Genomic DNA, 26,083 nt, shown 5'->3' on the forward strand with positions numbered 1-26,083 from the left:
GGCCCAGTTGGTGGTGCCCATCGCCGCGCCGATCTGGCTGGGCGGGCCGCAGTAGGCCGTCTTGCCGCCGGGCGCGACCAGCAGCAGCTGATCGCAGACGTCGAGGTAGGACACCGAGTGCGTCACGACCAACACGACGCGGCCGGCGTCGGCCAGCTGGCGCAGCATCATCATCACCTGGCGGTCCAGCGCCGGGTCCAGGCCGGTGGTGGGTTCGTCGAGGAGCAGCAGCGACGGGCCGGTGAGCAATTCCAGGGCCACCGACGCGCGCTTGCGCTGGCCGCCGGAGAGCTTGTCGACGCGGGTGTCGGCGTGCTTGGTCAGCTCGAGTTCCTCGAGCACCTGCGCGACGACCTGTTCGCGGTCGGCCTTGCTGGTGTCCGGTGGCAGCCGCAACTCGGCGGCATAGCCCAGCGCCTGGTTGACGGTCAGCTGACGGTGCACGACGTCGTCTTGGGGGACCATCCCGATCCGGCTGCGCAGCGAGGCGTACTCCGTATGGATGTTGTGGCCCTCGAACGTGGCCGAGCCGGAGCTGGGGGTGCTGTATCCGGCGATCAGCCGCGACAGCGTGCTCTTCCCGGCACCGGACCCGCCGATGATCGCGGTCAACGTGCCGGGCCGCGCGGTCAACGAGATGTGGTCCAGCAGTTGTTTGCCGTTGTCGACGACGTACTGCACGTCGCGCACCTGCAGGACGCCCGAACGCGTGGCGACCTCGCCCAGCGTGACCAGGGTGCCGTCGCGCACGACCAAATCGACGTTGCCGATGGTGACCACGTCGTCGTCGCTCAAAATCGCCGACCCCACCCGGGTGCCGTTGACGAACGTCCCGTTGATGCTGTTGTCTCGGATCTCGAGCCCCAGCGGTGTGGGCACCAGCGTGGCGTGTTGACGCGACGCCAGGACGTCGGGCACGACGATGTCGTTGTCCGGGGCGCGCCCGATCGTCAGCGCGCCCGCCGTCCCCGCCGCCGACGACGAACGCGGTGAGAGCAGCCTCACAAACCGCGTCGCGAGATTCGACACGTCGGTGGTCTTGGCGTCGATCACGGTGGACTCGGCGGGCGGGGTCGCGTCCCGGGCCGCGTGGACGACGGTGAGTTCCTCGGGCGGTGTCGCGCGCGGGCGTGGCGGCCTGCCGGGATACTTTGGCGGCCTGAGCATTTGGGGCTGCGGTTGCCTGCGCGGCGGCGGGGGCAGCGGCTGCGAGGTGGTGGTCGGTGGGTCGGGCAGCGCGGACCAGGCGATCGTGGGTGGGCCGGATTGCGGCGTCGGCCGCGGCTGCGCTGGGCGGCCGGCCCGGGCCTGCTGCGGACCGACGGCGAAGGTCAGCCGCGGTCCCCGGGGATTGCCGACGTGAATGCTCTGCCCGTCGTGGATATCGACGACCGGCATCCGGTAGCCATTGACGTAGGTCCCGTTCAGCGAGCCGTTGTCGATGGCCAGCCAGCGGCCCTGATCGAAACGCAGGATCAGATGCGCACGGGATATCCGCGGGTCGGCGATGCGCAGATCGGCGTGCTGATCGCGTCCGACGATCACCTCTTGGCCTGCGGCGAAGGTTCTTTGCGACCCGTCGTGCCGAATTGTCAGGACAGGAGGGGCGGGTCGACTCACTACTCAAGTAGGGTCGACTCACTACTCAAGTATCGGTGCGCCGAGTCGGTCCTCCCCATGGGACTCGCCTGTGACTTCGCTTTGTTTGCGTTCGCAGGCTCATAGCTGGTTCATAGTGTCCAGCGGCATTTCGCCTATCCGCGTCCGGCAGGATGCAACGGGGAGCTGTGCCGACGTGCGCACCAATGCCGACACACGAGGGGGCAACCACATGGACGAGCTGAAGCGCCCGACCCGGCGCCTGGGCAGCGGCCGGCGGCTGCTGACAAACCCGCGCCTGGCGCGCGAGGCGCTGCGCGCCAGGTTCGATTCAGCGACCGTCGCACACTTGTTTCGTCATGTCGCCCGGTCAATTCGACTCCGAACCCGGCACCCGCCGAGGACCAGGTCGGCGGGTCGCGCCCGGCGATGGCCAACGGTACGTCCTTCGCGGGCTACACCGTCCTGCGGCCATTGGGCGCCGGCGGGATGGCCGAGGTCTACCTGGCGTTGCATCCGAGGCTGCCGCGTCGCGACGTGATCAAAGTCCTCGCCGAAGCCGTCACCGCCGACAGCGAATTCCGTGAAAGGTTCAACAGGGAAGCCGATTTGGCCGCCACGCTGTGGCACCCGCACATTGTCGGCGTGCACGATCGTGGCGAATTCGACGGTCGGCTGTGGATCTCGATGGATTACGTCGAGGGCACCGACGCGTCCCGGCTGGTGAAAGAGCGCTACTCCGAAGGGATGCCGGTCGGCGAGGTGTGCGCGATTCTCCAAGCCGTCGCGAGCGCACTCGATTACGCGCATGACCGCGGTCTGCTGCACCGCGACGTCAAGCCCGCCAACATTCTGCTCACCCACCCAGGCGATGACGATCAGCGAATCCTGTTGGCGGACTTCGGTGTAGCGCGGCACCTGGGCAATATCAGCGGGATCACCGAGACCAATGTCGCGGTCGGGACGGTCGCCTACGCGGCACCCGAGCAGTTGGCCGGGTCCAACATAGACGGCCGCGCGGACCAATATGCGTTGGCGGCCACGGCATTTCATCTGCTCACCGGTGCCCCGCCGTTCCAGCGCGCCAACCCGATCGCGGTGATCAGCCAGCACCTGCACGAGGATCCGCCGTGGCTCAGCGAATACCGCCCGGAATTGCGTACCTGGACGACGTGTTCGCCAAAGCCCTTGGCAAGAAACCCGCCGAGCGCTTCGAGCGCTGTCGCGCCTTCGCCGCCGCCGTCAGTGAGCGGGTCGACGCCGTCGCCGAAGACCCCGCGGCCACGCCGCACCGGCGGCGTCTGATTGCGGCGGCGTACCACCGGTCCTCGTCGAGGGTTCGCTGGTCGGCCGCGCTGGTTTGCGCGGTGCTGATCGCCGTCGCGGCGACCTGGTCGACGCTGTACTCCTTCCAGCCGGCAAGTCCGCAGCCCCACCCGACGCTGGCCTCGCGGCCGTCGGCGCCCGCCGCCAGCGCGACCCCGCGGCCCGGCGGCCCGGTGCTGGACGGCACCTACCAATTGACATACGACCAGACCAAGCGGACCACCAACGGCATCCCCATCCGCCACGACGGCTCCGGCACGAGCTGGTGGGCATTCCGCTCGGCATGTACCACGAACGGATGCGCGGCCACCGGCACCAAACTGGACGACACCAACCACCAGGTCGCCGGCACCGCCGACGGCGGGGAGACCGACACCTTGCGCTATGTCGGCGGCTATTGGCAGGGGGCCCCGCAGCAGGAGCGGGTCGGCTGCCGGCTGCCCAACGGGCAAGTCCCGGCAACCCAGCAGGAGACCCTCGCCTGGTCGTTCGCGTCCCAGCCGGACGGCACGCTGCGGGGCACCGAAACCGAAACGGTGCTGAGCAACGAGTGCGGTGCGCAGGGCGCCGTGGTGCGGGTGCCGGTGGTGGCAACCCGGGCCGGTGACGCGCCGGTGGGGGTGGCGCTGGCCGATCCCAACCTGGTGATCAGCACCTCGACCGCACCGGCGCACCCGGCGCCCGCCGTGCTCGGCGGGTTGTGCACCGACGTCGACAAGCTCGCCTACGACCCGACCAGCAACGAGCAGGTCGTGTGCGAGGGCAACACCTGGGACAAGGCGCCGATCGCGACCGGGGTGCACGCCGCGGGCAGCTCGTGTGACCTGCCCGACGTCCCGGTGTACGCGATGTCCACTTCGAACGACGGCTATCTGCTGCAATGCGACCCGGTCACCCGGATGTGGACCCGGCACTGAGTAGCGCTGCCGGGCCCGCGGCCTCGCCGAACGTGCTCTCATGGCGACTTTTCCGCTGATTTCCCGCCACCAGAGCACGTTCGGCGGAGCCGGCGGGTACGCCGGCATCGCGACACTTGTCGGTGCGCGCCTCTACCCTGGGGTCATGGCTTTCGCCACGGAACATCCCGTCGTCGCGCATTCCGAGTACCGCGCGGTCGAGCAGGTCGTGCGCGCCGGCGGCCGGTTCGAGGTCGTCAGCCCGCATGCTCCCGCCGGTGACCAGCCGGCTGCGATCGACGAGCTGCAGCGCCGCATCGAGGCTGGGGAGCGCGACGTGGTGCTGCTCGGCGCGACCGGCACCGGAAAGTCGGCCACCACCGCCTGGCTGATCGAACGGCTGCAGCGGCCCACCCTGGTGATGGCCCCGAACAAGACGCTGGCCGCCCAGCTGGCCAACGAGCTGCGAGAGATGTTGCCGCACAACGCAGTCGAATACTTCGTCTCGTACTACGACTACTACCAGCCGGAAGCGTACATCGCGCAGACCGACACCTACATCGAAAAGGACAGCTCGATCAACGACGACGTCGAACGCTTGCGGCACTCCGCGACGTCGTCGCTGCTGTCCCGACGCGACGTCGTGGTGGTGGCGTCGGTGTCGTGCATCTACGGCCTGGGCACGCCGCAGTCCTACCTGGACCGCTCGGTCGAGCTGCGGGTCGGCCAGGAGGTGCCGCGCGACGGGCTGCTGCGGTTGCTGGTCGACGTACAGTACAGCCGCAACGACCTGTCCTTCACCCGCGGCTCGTTCCGGGTCCGCGGCGACACCGTGGAGATCATCCCGTCGTACGAGGAGCTCGCGGTGCGTATCGAATTCTTCGGCGACGAGATCGAGGCGCTGTATTACCTGCACCCGCTGACCGGCGACGTGGTCCGCCAGGTCGACTCGTTGCGGATCTTCCCGGCCACCCACTACGTCGCCGGGCCCGAGCGGATGGCGCAGGCGATCTCCACGATCGAACAGGAACTCGAGGAGCGGCTCGCCGAGTTCGAGAGCCAGGGCAAGCTGCTGGAGGCCCAGCGGCTGCGGATGCGCACCAACTACGACATCGAGATGATGCGGCAGGTCGGTTTCTGCTCCGGTATCGAGAACTACTCGCGCCACATCGACGGCCGCGGGCCCGGTTCGCCGCCGGCGACGCTGCTGGACTACTTCCCCGAGGACTTCCTGCTGGTCATCGACGAGTCGCACGTGACCGTGCCGCAGATCGGCGGCATGTACGAGGGCGACATGTCGCGCAAACGCAACCTGGTCGACTACGGCTTCCGGTTGCCGTCGGCGGTCGACAACCGGCCGCTGACCTGGGAGGAGTTTGCCGATCGGATCGGGCAGACGGTGTACCTGTCGGCCACGCCAGGGCCGTACGAGCTCAGCCAGGCCGCCGGCGAGTTCGTCGAGCAGGTGATCCGCCCGACCGGCCTGGTGGACCCGAAGGTCGTGGTCAAGCCGACCAAGGGCCAGATCGACGACCTGATCGGCGAGATCCGCAAGCGGGCCGAGGCCGACGTGCGGGTGCTGGTGACGACGCTGACCAAGAAGATGGCCGAAGACCTCACCGACTACCTACTTGAGATGGGCATCCGGGTGCGCTACCTGCACTCCGAGGTGGACACGCTGCGCCGGGTGGAGCTGCTGCGCCAGCTGCGGCTCGGCGACTACGACGTGCTGGTCGGCATCAACCTGCTGCGCGAGGGCCTGGACCTGCCCGAGGTGTCGCTGGTGTCGATCCTCGACGCCGACAAGGAGGGCTTCTTGCGCTCGGCGCGCAGCCTGATCCAGACCATCGGCCGCGCCGCCCGCAACGTCTCCGGCGAAGTGCACATGTACGCCGACAAGATGACCGATTCGATGAAGGAGGCCATCGACGAGACCGAACGGCGCCGCGCCAAGCAGATCGCCTACAACGAGGCCAACGGCATCGACCCTCAGCCGCTGCGCAAGAAGATCGCCGACATCCTCGACCAGGTCTATCGCGAGGCCGACGACAGCGAAACCGTCGAGCTGGGCTCGGGGCGCAGCATTTCCCGCGGCCGACGCGCGCAGGGCGAGCCCGGTCGCGTCGTCAGCGCCGGCATCATCGAGGGCCGCGACACGGCCGGCATGCCGCGCGCCGAATTGGCCGACCTGATCGAGGATCTCACCGCGCAGATGATGGCCGCCGCGCGTGACTTGCAATTCGAACTGGCCGCCCGGTTCCGCGACGAGATCGCCGACCTCAAAAAGGAACTGCGCGGAATGGATGCCGCCGGTCTGAAGTAACGCGGCACTCCTCATACGGTGTATGGGTGACTGACACGGCGAGCGACACCGGCAGTTGGCGCGAACTGCTGGGCGGCTACCTCGGAACGTCCACCGTCCTGGCCGGTGGGGTTCTGCTGTACGCGACCACCGAGTTTCTGACCACCAGCCTGCTCCCGACCACAGTCGCCGAGATCGGCGGCGGCCGGCTGTATGCGTGGGTGATCACCCTGTATCTGGTCGGGTCGGTGGTGGCGGCGGCGACGGTGAACACCCTGCGGTTGCGCATCGGCGCGTGCTCGGCGTTCCTGTGCGGCCTGGCCGTCTTCGGCATCGCGAGCGTCGTGTGCGCGGCGGCGCCGAACATGCCGGTGCTGATCGCCGGCCGTGCCCTGCAAGGCGTGGCCGGCGGGCTGCTGGCCGGGCTGGGCTATTCGCTGATCAACATCGCTCTGCCGCGGTCGCTGTGGACCCGCGGCTCGGCGCTGGTATCGGCGATGTGGGGCGTCGCGACCCTGGTCGGGCCCGCGATTGGCGGCCTGTTCGCACAGTTTGGGCTGTGGCGGTGGGCATTTGGGGCCATGGTCGTCCTGGCCGCGCTGATGGCGATACTGGTCCCGCGAGCCCTCAGCAACGCCGACATCGTCGCCGGTGACGCGCCGGGGATCACCAAGGTGCCGGTGTTGTCGCTACTGCTGCTGGGCGCGGCCGCGTTGGCAGTCAGCGTTGCGGAGTTGCCGCACAATGCTTTCGCGATGGCCGGACTGCTGGCCGCCGGTGCGGCGCTGGTCGGACTGTTCATCTACGCCGACTGGCGAATGAGCGCAAAAGCGTTGCCGAACAGCACCTTTGGCAGTGGTCCGTTGAAATGGATCTACCTGACGGTGGGGATTCAGATGGCGGCCGTGATGGTCGACACGTATGTGCCGCTGTTCGGTCAACGGTTGGCGCATCTGACGCCGGTCGCGGCGGGCTTCTTGGGCGCGGTGCTGGCCATGGGGTGGACGATCGCCGAGCTCACCAGCGCCTCGCTGAGCAACCCGCGCGTCGTCGACCGGGTGATCGCGGTCGCGCCGTTGGTGATGGCCTCGGGTCTGGTCCTGGCCGCGGCGACCCAGCGCACCGACGCGCCGATCGCGGTCGTTGTGGTGTGGGCAATCGGGTTCTTGATCGGCGGTATCGGGATGGGCATGACCTGGCCGCATCTGTCGATGCGGGCCATGGACACCGTCGACGATCCGTCCGAGGGAGGTGCGGCGGCCGCGGCGATCAATACGGTCCAGCTGATCTCCGCGGCGTTCGGCGCCGGGCTGGCGGGCGTGGTGGTCAACAACGCCGCGGGTGGGGACTTGGCGGCGGCTCGCTGGCTCTACGCCGTCATCGCGGCGCTGGCGGCGACGGCCGTCGTCGCGTCCACGCGGGCCGGCCGGCGGGTCGTCGCGCCCGCCGATGATGCTTTGCTGACGAAACACGCGCTCTGCCCCATACGGTATATGAGTGACCGTCACGACGGACGAGGCCGGTAGTTGGCGCGAGCTGCTCGGACAGCATCTGGGAATGTCGACGGTGCTGGCCGGCGGCATTCTGCTGTACTCCACCAACGAATTCATGACGGTCAGCATGCTGCCGACCATCATCGCCGATATCGGCGGAGCTCGGCTGTTTTCCTGGGCGACGACGCTGTATCTCATCGGATCCGTCGTCTCCGCCTCGGCAGTCCACCCGGTGGTGCAACGGATCGGGGCCCGACGCGCATAGCTGCTCGGGCTCAGCGTGTTTGCCCTCGCCAGCGTGGTGAACATGTTGGCGCCCAGCATGGCGGTTCTGGTCGCCGGACGGGCGCTGCGCGGCGTGTCCGGCGGGCTGTTGGCCGGCCTGGGCTACGCGCTGATCAACTCCGCCCTGCCGCGTTCGCTGTGGACCCGCGGCTCGGCGCTGGTGTCCGCGATGTGGGGGTCTCGACGCTGATCGGCCCGGTGGCGGGCGGGATCTTCGCCCAACTCGGGCTGTGGCGGTTGGGGCAAACCGCGACGGGCATTGGGGCCGGGCTGATGGCGATATTGGTGCTGGCTGTCTTGCAGCCCGGCCGGGTGGCGCGGGAGCACCCGCTGACACCGGTCCGCAAGGTGCCCGTTTGGTCGCTGTTGCTGATGAGTTCGGCGGCGTTGACCGTGAGCATCGCGGCGCTTCCGCACCACGTGGTGCGGAACCTGGGGTTGCTGTTCGCGGGCGTGATGTTGATCGTCGCCTTCGTCGTCGTCGACCGGCGCTTGGACGTAGCGGTGTTGCCGCGCAGCGTATTTGGCCGGGGACCGGCCAAGTGGATCTTCCTCACCATGTCGGTGGAGATGGTCGCCGCGATGGCCAATATCTATGTGCCGTTGTTCGGCCAGAAACTGGCGGACCTGAGCCCGGTGGAGTCCGGGCTGCTCGGTGCGGGGCTGGCCACCGGATGGACCGGCAGCGAGATCGTCAGCGCGTCACTGACCGAACGTCGCGCGATCCGGCGCGTCGTCGTCGCCGGCCCGTTGGTCATGGCCGCGGGCCTGGCGCTGGCGGCGGTGGCTCAGCGCGCGTACGCCCCGCTCGGGTTCGTCGCGCTGTGGGCACTGGCGCTGCTGATCACCGGGGCCGGCATCGGGATGGGCTGGCCGCACCTGGTGGTGCGCGCGATGGATTCCGACGACCCGGAACAGGGCAGTGCGGCGGCCGCGTCGATCAACACCGTGCAGCTGATCTCGGCGGCGTTCGGGGGTGGGCTGGCGGGTGTGGTGGTCAACCTGGCGGAGGCCGACGACGCGGCGGCGGCCCGCGCGTTGTATCTCGTTTTCGCGATGGTGGCGGCCAGCGCCGTGCTGGCCGCCTACCGCATCATCCGGCGCCGACTAATCCGCGTCGTCCTCGGCGCGCAGGATGGCGATGACACCGTCGATGGCCGCGAAAGCCTTTGGCGCCCTTCCCATTTGCGCACCCGCCAAGGTCATCGTCACGCGGACTTCGCCGTCGTCGATGTCGTGGGTGTCGGCGTCGAGCTCGGTGAGCTGCCACTTGCGCTGCCCGCACACCCGCAGCACCTCGCGCAGCACGCCTCGCCCGTTCTCGTAGATGATGTGCAGCCGGGCGGTCCCGTGCAGCCTGGCGCCGAGTTGACGCTCGACGGCGCTGAACGCCAGCGCGCTGACGAAGTGCAGCACTACGACGGCGATGGCCAGCAGCAGGCCGGCGCCCGACGCCATGCCGACGGCGGCCGATTCCCAAACCGCGGCGGCGGTGGTGAGTCCGTGCACGGCGCCGCGCCGGGTGGTGGTGATCCCGGCGCCCAAAAACCCGATACCGGAAACGATTTGGGCGGCGACCCGGGACGGATCGAGCACCACCGTGCCGGCGTTCAGGACATTGTCGAAACCGTACTTACTGATCAGCATCACCAACGCCGACGACGTGCCGACGATCGTCTGGGTCCGCAGACCCGCGCTCTTGCCCTGAACGGTTCATTCCAGGCCGATGAGGGCGGTTAGGCCGAACGCGGCGAACAGCTCGACGAGGTGCCGCAGGTTCTGCACGTCGCCGCCCAGCAGGTCGCCCATCAACCCGGAATGCACGTCCCTGAACTACCCGGAACCGGCGCCTTTACTCCTCGTCAGCGCGTCGACTTGACGACCTGCGAGTAGTGGAATTGCCACCGCTCGACGATGTGGAAGCCGAGGTAACCGGGGAACCGATACGCCGGCGTTCGGCCGAATGCCCCCGGCGGCAGCGACTGTCCCGACTGATGCTCGGGGAACGACTTGTCGTAGTTGGTGATGGTCCACAGCGTCGTGCACTTGTTGATCTTGGCCGTCGTCAGCCACACCGCGACGTGGCCGTCCCACAACGAGCCGACCTTGGGCCCGTACGCACCGCGCTCGACGTCGATCAGCGATCGAAACGCCGCCGGCCGGGTGGCCAGCAGCGCGCGGATCGGCCCGGGACGCCACGGCACGGTGTTGTCCGTCAGCAGGCAGTCGCCGGGCGCGGCGTGTGAGCTGATCAGGTCGGCCACCTGGCTGTAGTCCCAGCCCTCCTTGGCGTACGGCCAGCGCTGGGCGAACAGATAGTCGGGCACCGCGGCGACCGCGAACAGCAGCACGACCCCGACGACGGCCCACCGCCGGCGCGCCACCGTGATGATGCAGACGGCCAACAAGACGGCCATCGCGGGCGTGGTCAGGATCAGATAGCGCGGAAAGTACATGGGCTCGCCGAACTGCGAATAGATCACCACGGCGGCGGTCGGCAGCACGACCCAGCCGATGCAGATGATCACCAGGCGGCGCATATCGCCGGCCGGGCCGGGAGCGCCGAAGCGTCGGGCGACGATCGCGGCCGCCATGATCACCCCGCTGAGCACCGCGAACGGAACGCTGTGGTCGAAGTACTGGCGCTGGACGATGTCGAAGGCGTAGTGCCAGCTGATCGGGAACAGCCAGTTGACCTGGAACGCCTGACCGTGCACAAACAGGATGAACGGTGTCATGCCGCCCAGTGCGACGGCCGTGCCGACCGCCCACCGGACGACCGGGGACTTCCGGGATCCCTTGGGCGCCAACAACGGCAGCATCACCGCGTAGACCCCGACCAGCAGCACCAGGTTGAGGCTGAGCAGAATCGACACCATCAGCCCCACGGCGTAACCCGCCCACAGCCGGAGCCGATTGCGCCGCACGGCGGTGACCAACAGAACGGTCAGCCAGATCGCGGCCGCCACCGACATGGCATAGGGGCGCGCCTCGATACCCGCCCAGGTGGTGCGCGGCAGGATCGCGAACATGATGCCCGCGCACAGCGCGGTGCCGCGTCCCGGGGTGAACTGCCGGGTGAGCACGACGACGCCGGCGGCGGCCACCCCGATCGCCAACGCGCTGGGCACCCGTGACCAGAACTCGGTCGGCGGGAAGACGGCGAACCACCCGTGCATCACCAGGTAGTACAGGCCGTGCACGGCATCGATGTGGCCCAGCAGCCGCCATAGTTCGGGCAAAGTCCGGCTCGCCGCGGCCGAGATGGTGGCGCCCTCGTCGAACCACAGCGAAGGCCGACAGGCCCAGGCGCCGCTGAGGACGGCAGCCAGGGCGGTGACCGCCCAGGGGTCGAGCAACCTGCCCCGTGCGGGCCCGCGCCCGGACTCGACGGTGACATCCGGGGAGTGCTGCTCGAGGGCGGACGTAGCCATGCTGCCTGTCACTGTAGGGCGCACCCGATCGGCCTGGTCACCAGCGGTCCGGCCGGCGAGCCGAAACAGGCCGTGCGGGGCTGGACGGGTTCGCGTGCCGCGTCCGAGGCCCCTGGGAAACGCCGCCACGCAACGCCTTCCGGCCGGGGCGGGCGCATGCCATGGCCTCATTATCGCCGGATCGAGGCCGTTGCCGCAGCGTGGCGAGGCAAATGCAGGCTTGCGCCACACCGCTTCGGTGTGGGTAATCTGACCCATCCAGATCGGACAACGCGCTACTGTCTTGTGTTGGCCTGGCAAACGATACTGGGAGGGTAAATGTCCGCATATCGGACCGTGGTGGTCGGCACTGACGGCTCGGACTCGTCGTTGCGTGCCGTCGAACGTGCGGCAACCATCGCCGGGCCGGACGCCAAGCTGATCGTCGCGTCGGCGTATCTGCCGCAGCACCAGGACGGCCGGGCCGCCGACGTGCTGAAGGACGAAAGCTACAAGGTGGCGGGCACCGCCCCGATCTACGCGATCTTGCAGGACGCCAAGGAGCGGGCACACAAGGCCGGTGCGAAGAACGTCGAGGAGCGCCCGATCGTCGGCGCCCCCGTCGACGCCCTGGTCAACCTGGCCGAAGACGTCAAGGCCGACCTGCTGGTTGTCGGTAACGTCGGCCTGAGCACGATCGCGAGCCGCCTGCTGGGCTCGGTCCCGGCCAACGTGTCCCGCCGCGCCAAAGTCGACGTCTTGATCGTGCACACCACGTCGTAGCCGGGTTTTCCTTACTCCGCGGATCCTCGGGCCCACAGGGCCAGGGACCGCATCAGCACATCGCGCTCCAGTGCCAGGTCGGAGATCTGTTTGCGCAGGTCGTTGATTTCGTCGCGGAGGGTTTCGGCCGTCATGCCGTCCCCGTCGGACGCGCGCTGACCGGTCGGCATCGCCGGGCCGGGCAAACCGTCGGGCGGCCCCCCGCGGCGCGTCACCTGCGGAATCACCGCGGGTGAGGCGCCGTATCGGGCGGGTGTCCCGGGTGCGACGGTCGCGCCGCGCTGACACGTGGCGCCGGCCCGGGTGGCCGCGAATCCGCCGCCCGCCGCGCCGCCGCCACCGGCCGCCGCGGCCATCAGGCTGCCCGGCAGCAACGCGCCGGCGCCAGGCCCGAACCCGTCGATCGCGGCTTCCGGCAGTCCGGCCAGGGCGGCCTCCGGCAACACCCGCACCGAGCTGGCGAGCACCGGTGCGGCTTCGGCCCAGGCCGGCGGGACCGACAGCGCGCCCACCGGGAGGGCGCGGCCGGCGCTGGCCAGCACACCGCCCGACATCCCCAGCCCCGACGCGGCCGGCGCGGTGTCGTTGAGCAGGCCCGCCGCGGCACCTGCCGCGCCCAACGCCGGGGCGGCCGCGCCGAGGATCGTGGGCGGCAGCACCGCATTGACCGGGCCGGTCAGCCACGGGCCGAGGATGAACAGCACCCCGCTGGCGACGTACGTGGCGCTCGCGGTGACGTTGAACATGTCCGACAGGGTCGGATCGCCCGGCGCACCGGCCAGCGTGTCCAGCATCTTGGGCACCGTCTGCAGCACCTGCGTCAGGGCTTTGGGGCTGGCCGTGGCCGACGTGGCGGCCTTGCTCACCGCAGCGTCCTGCGCGCCGGCCCCGGACAGATCGGTGGTCTGCGGTGGGTCGCTGAACGGCGTCAGCCGTGACGCGGCCGCCGACCCGCCCGCGTAGGCATACATGGTCGTCGTGTCCTGGGCCCACATCTCGCCGTACTGCGTCTCGGCGGCCGCGATCGCCGGGGTGTTCTGACCGAACAGGTTGGTCGCGACCAGCGCCAGCAGCAGCGCGCGGTTCTCGGCGATCACGGCCGGCGGCACCGTCGCGGCGAATGCCGTCTCGTACGCCATCGCCGCCGCCGGCGCCTGCCGGGCGGCCATCTTGACCTGCTCGGCGGTGTTGCCCAGCCATGACGCGAAGACGATCGCGGCGGCCCGTATCGACATCGACGCCGGACCCAGCCACGCTTCCCGCGTCAGCCCGGACACCACCGACCGGTACGCCGCGGCCGCGGAGGTCAGTTCCGCGCCCAACCCGTCCCAGGCCGCCGCCGCTGTCCACATCGGCACGGACCCCGCTCCGTGCGTACATCCGGCCGGAGTTGACCTCCGGCGGTAACGCCGCATAATCCATTTCCGTTCGCCAATCAGTCAATTGGGCACGACCGCCTGCGCGGCTGGTGTGGGTAGACGTGATCGGCTCGCATGCTACCGAGCCACGCCGGCGGGGGAGGGCGTTTCGGGCGTTGCTCGACCGGGATTCCGCGACCCCGGTGCGGCCGCCGTGGTCGCGCGCGCTCAGCGCCGCCGTCGCGCGACCCGGATCATGTTCTGCGGCAAGCCAATTGACCGGCGGCTACCAGCCTCGTTCGCGCCATTCGGTCAGATGCGGGCGTTCGGTGCCCAGCACCGTGTCGTCGCCGTGGCCCGGATAGACGACGGTGTCGTCGCCGTACACCTCGAACACCCGGCTGGTGACGTCGTTGAGCAACTGGGTGAAGTCGCCCTCCTGCCACGTCTTGCCCACGCCGCCGGGGAACAGGCAGTCGCCGGTGAACAGCTGCGTGACGCCGCCGGTGGCCGGGCCGTCGAGGGCCAGCGCGATCGAGCCCGGGGTGTGCCCGCGCAAGTGGATGACGTCGAACGTCAGCTTGCCGATCTGCACCTTGTCGCCGTTGGCCAGGAACCGGTCCGGTTTGACGGGCAGCGGTTCGGCGTCGATCTTGTGGCAGGCGGTGGGCGCACCGGTGGCGGCGGCCACGGCCTCCAGCGCCTGCCAGTGGTCGAAGTGCTGATGGCTGGTCACGATCAGCACCACGTTCGGGGCGTACCGTTGGACCAGGTCGATCAGGACGTCGGCATCGTTGGCGGCGTCGATCAGCAGTGTTTGACCGGTCTGCGAACAGGTCACCAGGTAGGCGTTGTTGTCCATCGGGCCGACCGACGCCTTCACGATCGTGGCGCCGGGCAGGGTGCGGCGGGCAGCGTTACCAGGGTCGACGTGTCCGGTGTAGTTATCGTCCACGACGGTCATGCGCGGCTCCTTTGGTCCCGGCGGGCGCCGGGAGCATCGTCGCCGGCGCGAGTCCTAGCGGCCACGTTACTGCTCTCCGGGCTGGCGTGGGTGTCTTGTCGGTGGGGGCACCTAGCATGGAATGCGCCGTGCGCAGTAAACGCCGTACAGGCAAGCGAGAATTTTATGAGAGAGGCAGCGTGGCTGACCGCCTAATCGTCAAAGGTGCCCGTGAACACAACCTGCGCGGCGTCGCCCTCGACCTGCCGCGCGACTCGTTGATCGTCTTCACCGGGTTGTCGGGATCGGGCAAGTCGTCGCTTGCTTTCGACACCATCTTCGCCGAGGGCCAGCGCCGCTACGTCGAGTCGCTGTCGGCCTACGCCCGCCAGTTCCTGGGGCAGATGGACAAGCCCGACGTCGATTTCATCGAGGGCTTGTCGCCGGCGGTGTCCATCGACCAGAAGTCGACCAACCGCAACCCCCGATCGACGGTCGGCACGATCACCGAGGTGTACGACTACCTGCGGTTGCTCTACGCGCGCGCCGGCACGCCGCACTGCCCGGTCTGCGGGGAACGGATCGCCCGCCAGACCCCGCAGCAAATCGTCGATCAGGTGCTGGCGATGGAGGAGGGCACCCGATTCCTGGTCCTGGCCCCGGTGGTCCGTACCCGCAAGGGCGAGTTCGCCGACCTGTTCGACAAGCTCAACGCGCAGGGCTACAGCCGGGTCCGGGTCGATGGGGTGGTGCACCCGCTGGCCGACCCGCCAAAGCTGAAAAAGCAGGAGAAGCACGACATCGAGGTGGTGGTGGACCGGCTCACCGTCAAGACCGCCGCCAAGCAGCGGCTCACCGACTCCGTGGAGACCGCGCTGAATTTGGCCGACGGCATCGTGGTGCTGGAATTTCCCGACGACCGCGACGAGCGCGACCACCCGCGCGAGCAGCGCTTCTCCGAGAAGCTGGCCTGCCCCAACGGGCACCCGCTGGCCGTCGACGACCTGGAACCCCGCTCGTTCTCGTTCAACTCGCCTTACGGTGCCTGCCCCGAATGCGTCGGGTTGGGCATCCGCAAAGAGGTGGACCCCGATCTGGTGGTGCCAGACCCCGAGCGCACCCTGGCCGAGGGCGCGGTGGCGCCGTGGTCGGCGGGGCACACCGCGGAGTACTTCACCCGGATGATGGCCGGCCTCGGCGAAAAGTTGGGATTCGACGTCGACACGCCCTGGCGCAAGCTTCCGGCCAAGGCCCGCAAGGCGATTCTGGAAGGCTCCGACCATCAGGTGCACGTGCGGTACCGCAACCGGTACGGCCGAACTCGTTCGTACTATGCCGATTTCGAAGGCGTGCTGGCGTTCCTGCAGCGCAAGATGGAGCAGACCGAGTCCGAGCAGATGAAGGAGCGCTACGAAGGCTTCATGCGCGACATCCCGTGCCCGGTGTGCGAGGGCACGCGGCTCAAGCCCGAGATTCTGGCGGTGTCGCTGGCCGCGGGGGACCGTGGCTCCAAGTCCATCGCCGAGGTCTGCGACCTGTCCATCTCGGACTGTGCCGACTTCCTCAACGCGCTCACCCTCGGCGTGCGCGAGCAGGCGATCGCGGGGCAGGTGCTCAAGGAAATCCAGTCGCGGCTGGGATTTTTGCTCGACGTCGGGCTGGAATACCTGTCGCTGTCCCGGGCCGCCGCCACGCTGTCCGGCGGTGAGGCCCAACGCATTCGGCTGGCCACCCAGATCGGCTCCGGACTGGTCGGCGTGCTCTACGTGCTCGACGAACCGTCCATCGGACTGCACCAGCGCGACAACCGTCGCCTCATCGAAACCCTCACGCGGCTAAGGGCTTTGGGAAACACACTGATCGTCGTCGAGCACGACGAGGACACCATCGCCCACGCCGACTGGATCGTCGACATCGGGCCCGGCGCCGGCGAGCACGGCGGCCAGATCGTGCACAGCGGCACCTACCAGGAGCTGCTGGCCAACCAGGACTCGATCACCGGTGCCTACCTGTCGGGCCGGGAAAGCATTGCCACGCCGGCGATTCGACGTCCCGTCGACCGCAAGCGTCAGCTCACCGTCGTAGGGGCCCGCGAGCACAACCTGCGCGACATCGACGTGTCGTTTCCGCTCGGCGTGCTGACCTCGGTGACGGGCGTGTCCGGATCCGGCAAGTCGACATTGGTCAACGACATCCTGGCGGCCGTACTGGCCAACCGGCTCAACGGCGCTCGGCAGGTCCCGGGACGGCACACCCGGGTCACCGGGCTGGAGCACCTGGACAAGCTGGTGCGGGTCGACCAGTCGCCGATCGGGCGCACACCGCGCTCCAACCCGGCCACCTACACCGGGGTGTTCGACAAGATCCGCACCTTGTTCGCCGCGACCACCGAGGCGAAAGTCCGTGGCTACCAACCGGGTCGGTTCTCGTTCAACGTCAAGGGCGGTCGCTGCGAGGCGTGCACCGGCGACGGCACCATCAAGATCGAGATGAACTTCCTGCCCGACGTGTACGTGCCGTGCGAGGTGTGCCAGGGCGCCCGGTACAACCGGGAAACCCTCGAGGTGCACTACAAGGGCGAGACCATCTCCGAAGTGCTGGACATGTCCATCGAGGAAGCGTGCGAGTTCTTCGAACCGATCAGCGGCATCCACCGCTACCTGCGCACCCTGGTCGACGTCGGCCTGGGCTACGTGCGGCTGGGCCAGCCCGCGCCCACCCTGTCCGGCGGTGAGGCGCAGCGGGTCAAGCTGGCCTCCGAACTGCAGAAGCGGTCGACCGGGCGCACCATCTACATCCTCGACGAGCCCACCACCGGATTGCATTTCGACGACATCCGCAAGCTGCTCAACGTGATCAACGGCCTGGTGGACAAGGGCAATACGGTCATCGTGATCGAACACAACCTGGACGTGATCAAGACGGCGGACTGGATCGTGGACATGGGCCCCGAGGGCGGCGCCGAAGGCGGAACCGTTGTCGCCCAAGGCACTCCGGAGGACGTCGCCGCGGTGCCGGAAAGCTACACCGGCAAGTTCCTCGCCGAGGTCGTCGGGCGCACCACCGTGTCGGCGACCAAACCGCGGTCCGCCCGGCGGCGCAAGGTCAGCGCCTAGCGACATCCGCGCGGCTACGTGGCAGCCTCGCCGCGCAGCCGCGCCAGACGCGTCGTGCTGGTCTCTTCGAGGTCCACCAGCTCCGACCGGGACCTCAGAAAGTCGCTGAACGATTTGAAACCCAGGGACTTCTCGTTGAATGACGGGTCCATCCGTTTCATCTGAGCTTTGACCGCCGAGTTGTGCAGCCACTCGGTGTCGTCCTTCTCCAGGCCGATGCGCAGCGCGCGTTCGAGCAATCCGGTGGCCGCGGCCTGCGCATCGGCGGGTGCGTCGTCGGCGTCGTTCTTCGGCCGTCCCCCACGCTTCTTGGGTCCGCTGGATTGCGCTGCGGCAGTGGGGATCCCGGGCAACGCGTCGTAGCTGACGAATTCGTCGCAGGCCGCGGCCAGGGATCGGCTGCTGGCACCGGCCACACCGATGCCAACCACGTAACGGCCGAGGCGCTTGCACCGCTGAGCCAACGCGATGTAATCCGAATCGCCGCCCACGATCACCACATGGGTCAGGTCGGGCAACCGGAACATGTCCTCGACCGCGTCGACCGCCAGCCGGATGTCGGCACCGTTCTTGCCGTACGCTGCCGCCGGAAAGAGCTGGACGAGATCGACTGCGCGACCGACAAGTTGGCCGTGGTAAGCGGCGTTGACGTCGGCGGACCAGTCCGCGTAGGCGCGGGTCAGCACCAGGGTGCCGAACGATGACGCGAAGTCGATGATGGCGCCGACGTCGACGGTGGCCGACTGCAGCCGGTCCGTCGCGAGTCCCTTGGCCTTGTCCTTCTGGAACGAGTTGCGCCCGTGTACCTGGTCGTAGCGCGAGATCACGATGTTGTCGAAGTCGAGGTAGACAGCGACGCGGGTGGATTCGGTCATCGTGCGTTCGCCTCCTGATCGGCCCTCAACGGGGCAACCGGTCCGCCATCATATTGGCGATCTGCCTGGCCTGGTTGATCGTCCCCGGCGCACAGACGTTGACGTCGAAGACCACATTGGACACCACACTGATCACGTGCTGGCACACCACCGGGCTGTTGCCCAGCGTGTGTTACAGGGCGATGTTGGGTGGATTCCCGCTGACGTCCCCGAATGTCCATTGGGAGGTGACTCCGTCGGACACCTGGGTCACGGTTCGCCCGGCGCACTCCCGATACCGGGGCAGCTGGGAGGTCACGAACGCCCGGGCCTGGTCGGCGGAGGCGAATACCACCGCGCCCTGGACCACGGCGTAGCCGGGGTGGCTGTTCGGCTTCTTCAACAACTGGGCCAGCATCCCGGTGTAGCCGCTGCTCTGGTACGTCGGGGTTTGGAAACCGATCAGCGCGCCGAGGCAGTCGTCGTCCGACAACGTGTTGGACGGAGTGGGGTCGGTCATCACGGTGCTGTTGTGGTCGACGACGCTCCCGGTGGTGCCGACGATGGTGTTGATCTGCTCCACCGGAACCAGAACCGAATGCAGTTGTGCGGGAGCAACATTCGCGACGGCAGTGCCACCGGGCGGCGCGGGGCTCGGAGTAGCGGACTCGACGGCGCTGGTAGCCGGGCGCGACGCGGCGGGTTGACGTACGGCCGCCCAGATCCCGGTGCCCGCGACGGCCGCGCCGACGATCACGATCGCGCCGACGATCAGCCCCAGTCTGGGCTTGGGCGGCGGGGGCGGCGTCCATGGCGGCGGGCTGGCGACCCAGGCCGGCGGGACGGGTGCCGGTGGGGGCGGTGGGGCGAAGTGTCGGCTGTGCTGGATCAGGTCGGTGGCCCGGTCTTGGTCGGGAGTGCTCAGCGCGTGCAGGGCGGCCTGCGCGAGATCGCCGGCGGTGGCGTAGCGGGCGAACGGGTCTTTGGCCATGCCCTGTGCGATGACTTCGTCGAATGCGGTGGGCACGGCGGGATTTCGCTGGCTGGGCCGCGGTACTGGCTCCATCAGGTGCGCGGCCATCAGTCTGCTGAGACTCTCGGTCTGGAAAGGTGTTGCGCCCGTAAGGCATTCGTAGAGCAGGCAGGCCAGGCCATAGATGTCGACGCGGTAGGTGGGGTCGTCCTTGCCGAACCGCTCGGGCGCCATGTAGTTCCAACTACCCATGGCGGCAACGGTTTTCGTCACCCTCTGGTCGGTAGCGGCGGCGATACCGAAGTCGACCAGGTACGCGAAGTCGCCCTCGGTGAGCAGGATGTTCTCGGGCTTGATGTCACGGTGAATCACCCCGGCGCGGTGGGCGGCGTCCAGCGCGTACGCCACCTGCTCGACGATAACGACTTCTCGCGGCGGCGGCAGCGGCCCGGTGCGGTTGAGCACGGAGCCGACGTCCTGGCCTTCGACGAAGCGCATGTCGATGAACAGCTGGCCGTCGATTTCGCCGTAGTCGTGGATGGGCACGATGTGCGGTTCTTGCAGCCGGCCCGCGGTCTGCACTTCCCGCTGCATGCGCCGGCGGAAGACGTCGTCGGAGCTGACCTGCTCGGACACCAGCTTGAGCGCCACCACGCGGTCCTTGACCGAGTCGTAGGCCTCGTACACCTCGCCCATCCCGCCGCGGCCCAGCAGCCGGCGCAGGTGGTAGTGCCCGAACCGGGTACCCACCCGCGTTTGCCTCATCGATCTCCCCCCCGGCCCCACGCCGTCCCCGCTAGCCCTCATCGGTGCGCATCGACTCGCGGATCTGCGCCAGCCGTTCGGCCGCGGCGCGCCGGCGTTCGTCGTACTGCTCGTCGACGGAGCGGCCCTCCGGTGAGTCGGCGTCGAGTTCCGTGTCGCCCAGTGACGCGGCGTATCGGGTTTCGATTTTCTCACGCACCGATTCGAAGGTCGGTACGCCCGCGCTGTCGTACCCGGGGTCGGGTGGGGCGGCGCCGAGGTTTGCTGGTTCGTCGGGCATGGTTGCCACGCTACTGCGGCGAGGCGGGGTCCTGGTGTTCGCGCTCGAGATAGCGCACCATCTGCTCCCAATAGAGGTGAGCGACATTTGCAGCACGGTGGCGACCGCCGCGGGTCCCAGCGCCGATGCCGGCGCGCGGCCACCAGAGCGACCAGCGCCGTCGCCGACGCCAGCGCGCTGACCACGGCGGCCCCGTCGCGGGGGCGGCGGCTGATCCACAGTTCCTCGCCCAGCATCGCGCGCTTCGACCAGGCGCGCAGCTGCCGGGGCTTGCCGAAGACGAACGGGTTGACCGCCAGCCACAACCGCCAGCCAGAACGCGTGGCTGCGCCGCCGCGTCCACGCCGGCACCAGGATCAGCGGCGTGCTGGCCCAGCGCGTCCACGCGCTGCACGGGTCGTAGCCGTGCGATGGACCCCACTGCCGGTTACCTCGGTGCGGCGTTGGCATGCTGTGCCGGGATCACCACCGGCGCAACCGAAGACGCGGGCGAAGTGCCGGGCAGCGGGGCCCGCGGTACGCCGGGGGTGCCCAGCTGGCCGGCCAGCCACGGCAGCGCCGCGGCGAAGACCCGGTCGGCGAACTGCCAGTCGTGCTTACCGGGCTGGGGGAGCACCGCGCAGTCGATGCCATGGGCGCGGCCCAGCGCGCACAGCGAGTAGGCCGCGGCGGTCTGGTTGCTCGGGTTGGCGGCGGCGTCGCGTTCGGCCAGCCGCATCGCGGCGGTGTCCGCGATCGAGACGTCGCGGTGCGGCGCGGGCGGGCCGTCCGACGAGATCGCGAACCAGCCCGACACGTCGTGGTTCTGGCCGTGCCGGATGATCACGGTGCTCGGGTCGAACGACGCCCACGCCTCGGCATTTCCACCGAACAGCCGGCTGATGGTTTGCGCCTTGTTGCCGGCGTTGGGGAAGAAGTCACCGGCGACGTCGACGAACGCGCTGAACATGTCCGGGTGCATGACGGTCAGGTCCACCGCGCAGGTGCCGCCCATCGACCAACTCGTCACCCCCCAATTGGCCCGGTCGGGACTGACACCGAAGGTCGAAATCATATAGGGGACAACATCTTTGATGAGATGGTCGGCGGCGTTGCCGCGGATGCCGTTGACGCATTCGGTGTCGTTGTTGAACGCCCCACCGGAGTCCACGAACACCAGCACCGGAGCCGCCCCGTTGTGGGCGGAGGCGAAGTCGTCGATCGTCTTGATCGCGTTGCCCGCACGTGTCCAGTCCGCCGGGGTGTTGAACTGCCCACCGATCATCATCACCGTCGGCAGGGCCGGCGGCGGGCTGTTGGCGAACCACTGCGGTGGCAGGTACACCAGCTCGCCGCGGTGCTTGAAGTGCGAGGCGGACGAGGGGATGGCGACCGGCACCACGCTGTCGTGTGCCGGCCGATTTCCCTTGGCCGCCATGGCGGTAACGGTCGCCTGATCGGTCTGGTCGGGCAGCGGGCCGGAGGTCAGCTGGCCCCACGCGGACTGGACGGTGGGGAAGTAGCCGACCCACAGATTGAGCATCAGCACCGCGCACAGCAGACACAGCGGCACCGACACCACCGCGGCACCGCGTCGCCAGCCGCGCGCCCCGCGCCAGCCCAGCACCAGCACCGCCCCGGCCATACCGGTGACCGCGGTCCACAACCACAGCGCGACCGGTGCGGGTTCCTCGGACAGGCCCTGATCGACGATGTATCAATGGGTTCCGTATGCCGTGGCCGCACCGATCGCGACCGCCAGCGGCAGGCATACCGTCCGCCAACGCCGTGATCGCCAGCCGACGGCCAGCGCCAGCACGATCGCGGTGACGGCCTGGACCGTGATCGGCACCCAGCCGTGCATCAGCGAGGTATGACCGCTTGCCAAAAACTGCCCGGTGGCATCGGGCACGGGCGCTGTCACGCGATCCATTGTGATCGATTCTTAACCGCGACGGAACATGTTCACCCGATGTTCGCGGTGGCCGCGCCGCGGCTCGCGACACCCGGCTAATGCGGCTTGGCCAGGGGAAACGGCAGGGTCTCACGGATGCTGCGACCGGTTATGAGCATCACGAGCCGATCGATACCCATCCCCAGCCCGCCGGTCGGCGGCATCGCGTATTCCATGGCCTGCAGGAAGTCTTCGTCCAGCTCTATCGCCTCCGGATCGCCGCCTGCGGCCAGCAGCGACTGCGCCAGCAGCCGGCGGCGCTGCTCCACCGGATCGGTGAGCTCGCTGTAGGCGGTGCCCAGCTCGACACCCCAGGCCACCAAATCCCACCGCTCGGCGACGCCGGGTTGGCTGCGGTGCGGCCGGGTCAGCGGCGAGCCCGACGTCGGAAAGTCGATATAGAAGGTGGGCGCCTCGGTACGTTCTTCGACCAGGTGCTCGTAGAGCTCGAGCACCACCGCGCCGGCGTCCCAATGGTCCCGATACGGGATGCGGGCACGGTCGGACAGCTTGCGCAGCTCGCCCAGCGACGTGTTCGGGTTGATGTGTTCGCCGAGCGCTTCGGAGACGGCGTCGTGCACGCTCTTCACCGGCCACTCCCCGGAGATGTCGACGGGTTCGAGGTGGCCGTCGCCGTGCTCCGGGTGGGGCCGCAGCACGGTCGGCGCGCCGTTGGCGGCTTCGGCCGCGTTTTGGATGAGCTCGCGGCAACCGTCGATCCACACCCGATAGTCGGCGTGCGCTTGGTAGGCCTCCAGCAGCGTGAACTCCGGGTTGTGGCTGAAATCGACGCCCTCGTTGCGGAAGGCCCGGCCCAGCTCGAACACCCGCTCCACGCCGCCGACGCACAACCGCTTCAGGTAGAGCTCGGGCGCGATGCGCAGGAACAGGTCCATGTCATAGGTGTTGATGTGGGTGACGAACGGGCGCGCGGCCGCCCCGCCGTGGATCGGCTGCAAGATCGGGGTTTCCACCTCGATGAAATCTTTGGCGAACAACGTTTCTCGCACCGAGCACAGTACGTTGCTGCGCGTCGTCACCAGATTGCGTGACTCGGCGTTGACCGCGAGGTCGACGTAACGGGTGCGCACCCGTGCCTCCGGGTCGGTCAGTCCCTTCCACTTGTTGGGCAACGGCCGCAAGCACTTTCCGACCATGCGCCAGTCGCCCACGATCAACGAGCGGGTCCCGCGCTTGCTGAATCCCATCCGCCCGGTCATCTCGACCAGGTCACCGAGATCGATGGCCGCGGTGAAGTCGGCGGTCCGGCCGGACTCCAGGCGCGAATTATCCAGCAGCACTTGCATTTCGCCGGACCAGTCGCGCAGTTCGGCGAACAGCACACCGCCGAAGTCGCAGATCCGCAAGATCCGGCCCGCCACCGACACGGTGTCCTGGTCGTCGCTGTCGAGGGCCTGCGCGACGGTGTGGGTGGGCGCCGAACCCACCGGATAAGCATCAATTCCATTGTGCTGCAACGACTTCAGTTTTTCCAGCCGTACTCGCACCTGTTCGGGTAGCCGGCGGTGGTACTCCTCGGAGTCGACTTCGTCGCCGCGCTTGAGGCCGCTGACGTCGGGCGCGGATCCGTCTTCGTGCAACAACCCGGATTCCGCCAGCCGGGCCGGCACGGCGGGGTGGTGCCCGGTGTGCACCTTGTCGCGGCGGCTGAACGGCAGCACCAGGAAGCCTTCGGCCATGGCCGACGCCACGCCCACCCGCGGGATCAACCGGGCGTCCTCGTAGCAGGCGTAGCGCGGCACCCATTCGGGTTGATACTTCATGTTGGAGCGGTACAGCGTCTCCAGCTGCCACCACCGGGAGAAGAACAGCAGCAGGCCGCGCCACAGCCGCGCGATCGGGCCGGCGCCGAGTTGGGCGCCTTGCTCGAACGCCGACCGGAACATGGCGAAGTTCAACGAAACACGGTTGATACCAAGGCTTTCGGCGTTCAGGGCAAGTTCGCTGACCATGAATTCGTTGGTGCCGTTGGGGGATTGGGGCGAGCGGCGCATCAAGTCCAGTGACACCCCGGTGCTTCCCCACGGGACCAGCGACAGCATCGCGACCACCTGCTCGTCGCGGTCCAGCGCCTCCACCAACAGGCATTCCCCGTCGGCCGGATCGCCCAGGCGCCCCAGCGCCATCGAGAAGCCGCGCTCGGACTGGGTGTCGCGCCAGGCGTTGGCGCGCGCGATCGTCTCGGCCATCTCCTCGGCCGTGATGTCCCGGTGCCGCCGGATGCGTACCGTCAACCCCGCCCGCCGGGCCCGCGTCACGGCCTGGCGCACCCCGCGCATGTTCGGGCCGGACAGCCGGAAATCGGAGGTCCGCAGAATGGCCTCATCTCCGAGTTCGAGCGCGTTCAGGCCGCGCTCGCGATACGCCTGCGCGCCTTGGGAACTGGCGCCCATGACTCCGGGTGCCCAGCCGTAGGTCTTGCACAGCGCCAGCCACGCGTCGACGGCCTGCGGCCAGGCCCGGGGATCGCCGACCGGGTCGCCGCTGGCCAGGCAGACGCCCACCTCGACCCGGTAGGTGATCGCGGCGCGGCCGCTGTGCGCGAAGACCACCGACTTGTCGCGGCGGGTTGCGAAGTAGCCCAGGGAGTCGTTCTTGCCGTACAGCTCGAGCAGCCCGCGGATCGCCGACTCGTCCTCACCGGTGAGTGCGTTGTCGGCGCGCTGGGATTGGAACAGCACGATCGCGGCCGCGATCAGGGCCAGCGCGCCGAACAATCCGAAGATCGCGTTGAGCAGGACGTGCGGCTTGCCGGTGAACAGGTCGGGGTCGGCCAGGGCGAACCCGACTACCCGGTTGGCGACGTATCCCAGCCGATCCTGCCGGGCCAACGATCCGGGGAAGAGCTCGACCAGACCCCAGGACAACAGGATTCCGATCACGTCTCCGACGACGAGGACGGCGGCCGCTTTGAACAGCGCGGCCCGGCGGACCTTGGCCCAGAACTCCCGGTAGCTCAGCACCAGCAGCACGATCACGACGATGTGCATCGCGAAACCGAGGTTCTCGCCGAACGTCTCGGCCGCGGTGTTGTCGCCGGCGGCGATATCGGCGGCGTTCCAGAACGCGGCCAGCACCATTTGGCCGAGCAGCACCCACCAAGCGATGCGCTTGCGAGCGGTCAGCGCCGCCGCCAGCAGCGCCAGCACGAAGGACCACGCGATGCTGGTGTCGGGGAAGTTGAACAGGTAGTCGTTGATGAACTCCCGTGGAGCCTTGACCAGCCACCGGATCAGGGGCGACACGCTGCCGATCAACGACAGGGTGGCGATGACGCCAACGGTCCAGCCGGCCGCTGCCGGTACCCACCAATACCGGGAACTCGACCGGCTGCCCGAACGAGGCCTCGAGGCAGCAGAAGCGAGAGTCACAGACCGCGAGGATAAGCCTTTCCTCCGTGAAATGCCTGGCAAAGCGCCAATCGGCGGCGAGACGAATTGTCGGTCCGGGCGGGCGCGAGCACCCCGGCCGAGCAGCTCAAATGCTCGAAGACGCCCGATGGCTGCTAGACTTGCGCGGCGACCATCCCGGCCTCGGCCTGGGACAGTTAAGTGGAGTCCCGCTCCCACCGCGAGCCGCGAATCATTTCAAGGCGCAGCGGTCCGGTCACCGGCATCGCGAGATGCCTGTTTCGCGCATGGCGCGGACGGCTTGGAGGTATTTCGGGCCGTGATCGGTCGGCATTGGGCCCTGCTGCTGCAGGGCTTTTTGCTGATGGTGTGGTGTTCCACCGCTGAATCCCA

The 26,083-nt window shown here is 68.5% G+C and carries 10 protein-coding genes and 6 pseudogenes; 6 read left to right on the forward strand and 10 right to left on the reverse strand.

Annotated features, from left to right (window positions below):
• Window positions 1-1,620: FHA domain-containing protein (locus T428_RS0100005; RefSeq protein WP_156942806.1), on the reverse strand; the 1,620-nt coding region annotated here is incomplete at its 3' end.
• 211 nt (window positions 1,621-1,831) lie between these two features.
• On the opposite strand from T428_RS0100005, the pseudogene T428_RS35205 reads away from it, so the two are divergent.
• The 4 genes and pseudogenes from T428_RS35205 to T428_RS24525 all read left to right on the forward strand — a co-directional run.
• Window positions 1,832-3,842, forward strand: a pseudogene (locus T428_RS35205) (serine/threonine-protein kinase).
• 145 nt (window positions 3,843-3,987) lie between these two features.
• Window positions 3,988-6,144, forward strand: coding sequence for an excinuclease ABC subunit UvrB (gene uvrB, locus T428_RS0100015; protein WP_025734872.1), 2,157 nt, complete (start codon window positions 3,988-3,990; stop codon window positions 6,142-6,144).
• A 26-nt stretch (window positions 6,145-6,170) separates the two neighbouring features.
• Window positions 6,171-7,556, forward strand: a pseudogene (locus T428_RS0100020) (MFS transporter); the annotation flags it as partial.
• A gap of 64 nt (window positions 7,557-7,620) precedes the next feature.
• Window positions 7,621-9,005, forward strand: a pseudogene (locus T428_RS24525) (MFS transporter); the annotation flags it as partial.
• 3 nt (window positions 9,006-9,008) lie between these two features.
• On the opposite strand, the pseudogene T428_RS24530 reads toward T428_RS24525, so the two are convergent.
• Together T428_RS24530 and T428_RS0100035 are read right to left on the reverse strand one after the other, a co-directional pair.
• A pseudogene (locus T428_RS24530) lies at window positions 9,009-9,710 on the reverse strand (MgtC/SapB family protein).
• Between the two features lie 53 nt (window positions 9,711-9,763).
• The gene (locus tag T428_RS0100035) at window positions 9,764-11,335 is read right to left on the reverse strand and encodes a mannosyltransferase (protein ID WP_156942807.1); all 1,572 of its coding nucleotides are present in this window, start codon (window positions 11,333-11,335) and stop codon (window positions 9,764-9,766) included.
• 318 nt (window positions 11,336-11,653) lie between these two features.
• On the opposite strand from T428_RS0100035, the gene T428_RS0100040 reads away from it, so the two are divergent.
• Window positions 11,654-12,097, forward strand: coding sequence for a universal stress protein (locus T428_RS0100040; RefSeq protein WP_025734875.1), 444 nt, complete (start codon window positions 11,654-11,656; stop codon window positions 12,095-12,097).
• An 11-nt stretch (window positions 12,098-12,108) separates the two neighbouring features.
• Here the strand turns inward: T428_RS0100040 and T428_RS24535 are convergent, their stop codons facing one another.
• A complete protein-coding gene (locus tag T428_RS24535; protein WP_245604730.1) occupies window positions 12,109-13,449 on the reverse strand; it encodes a PPE family protein in 1,341 nt (446 codons plus the stop codon).
• Window positions 13,450-13,741: 292 nt separating this feature from the next.
• On the reverse strand, window positions 13,742-14,419 hold the full coding sequence (locus T428_RS0100050) for an MBL fold metallo-hydrolase (RefSeq protein WP_025734876.1): 678 nt from the start codon (window positions 14,417-14,419) through the stop codon (window positions 13,742-13,744).
• A gap of 179 nt (window positions 14,420-14,598) precedes the next feature.
• On the opposite strand from T428_RS0100050, the gene uvrA reads away from it, so the two are divergent.
• Complete coding sequence (uvrA, locus tag T428_RS0100055) at window positions 14,599-17,514, forward strand: excinuclease ABC subunit UvrA (protein WP_025734877.1); 2,916 nt, start codon at window positions 14,599-14,601, stop codon at window positions 17,512-17,514.
• A gap of 14 nt (window positions 17,515-17,528) precedes the next feature.
• On the opposite strand, the gene T428_RS0100060 is transcribed toward uvrA, so the two are convergent.
• The 5 genes and pseudogenes from T428_RS0100060 to lysX all read right to left on the reverse strand — a co-directional run bounded on the left by T428_RS0100060 (window position 17,529) and on the right by lysX (window position 25,744).
• Window positions 17,529-18,389 (reverse strand): NYN domain-containing protein, encoded by an 861-nt coding sequence (locus T428_RS0100060; protein ID WP_025734878.1) that lies wholly within the window; start codon window positions 18,387-18,389, stop codon window positions 17,529-17,531.
• 25 nt (window positions 18,390-18,414) lie between these two features.
• A pseudogene (locus T428_RS24540) lies at window positions 18,415-20,148 on the reverse strand (serine/threonine-protein kinase PknH/PknJ).
• A complete protein-coding gene (locus tag T428_RS0100070) occupies window positions 20,138-20,386 on the reverse strand; it encodes a hypothetical protein (protein WP_025734879.1) in 249 nt (82 codons plus the stop codon). The pseudogene T428_RS24540 and the gene T428_RS0100070 overlap by 11 nt, the downstream one beginning before the upstream one ends.
• A gap of 427 nt (window positions 20,387-20,813) precedes the next feature.
• A pseudogene (locus tag T428_RS24545) lies at window positions 20,814-22,298 on the reverse strand (alpha/beta hydrolase).
• 77 nt (window positions 22,299-22,375) lie between these two features.
• Window positions 22,376-25,744 carry a bifunctional lysylphosphatidylglycerol synthetase/lysine--tRNA ligase LysX gene (gene lysX, locus T428_RS0100080; RefSeq protein ID WP_084298607.1) on the reverse strand — a complete coding sequence of 1,123 codons (3,369 nt, stop codon included), beginning with the start codon at window positions 25,742-25,744 and terminating at the stop codon, window positions 22,376-22,378.
• Window positions 25,745-26,083 lie beyond the last annotated feature (339 nt).

The organism is Mycobacterium genavense ATCC 51234 (genome assembly GCF_000526915.1).
GTDB classification, from domain to species: domain Bacteria; phylum Actinomycetota; class Actinomycetes; order Mycobacteriales; family Mycobacteriaceae; genus Mycobacterium; species Mycobacterium genavense.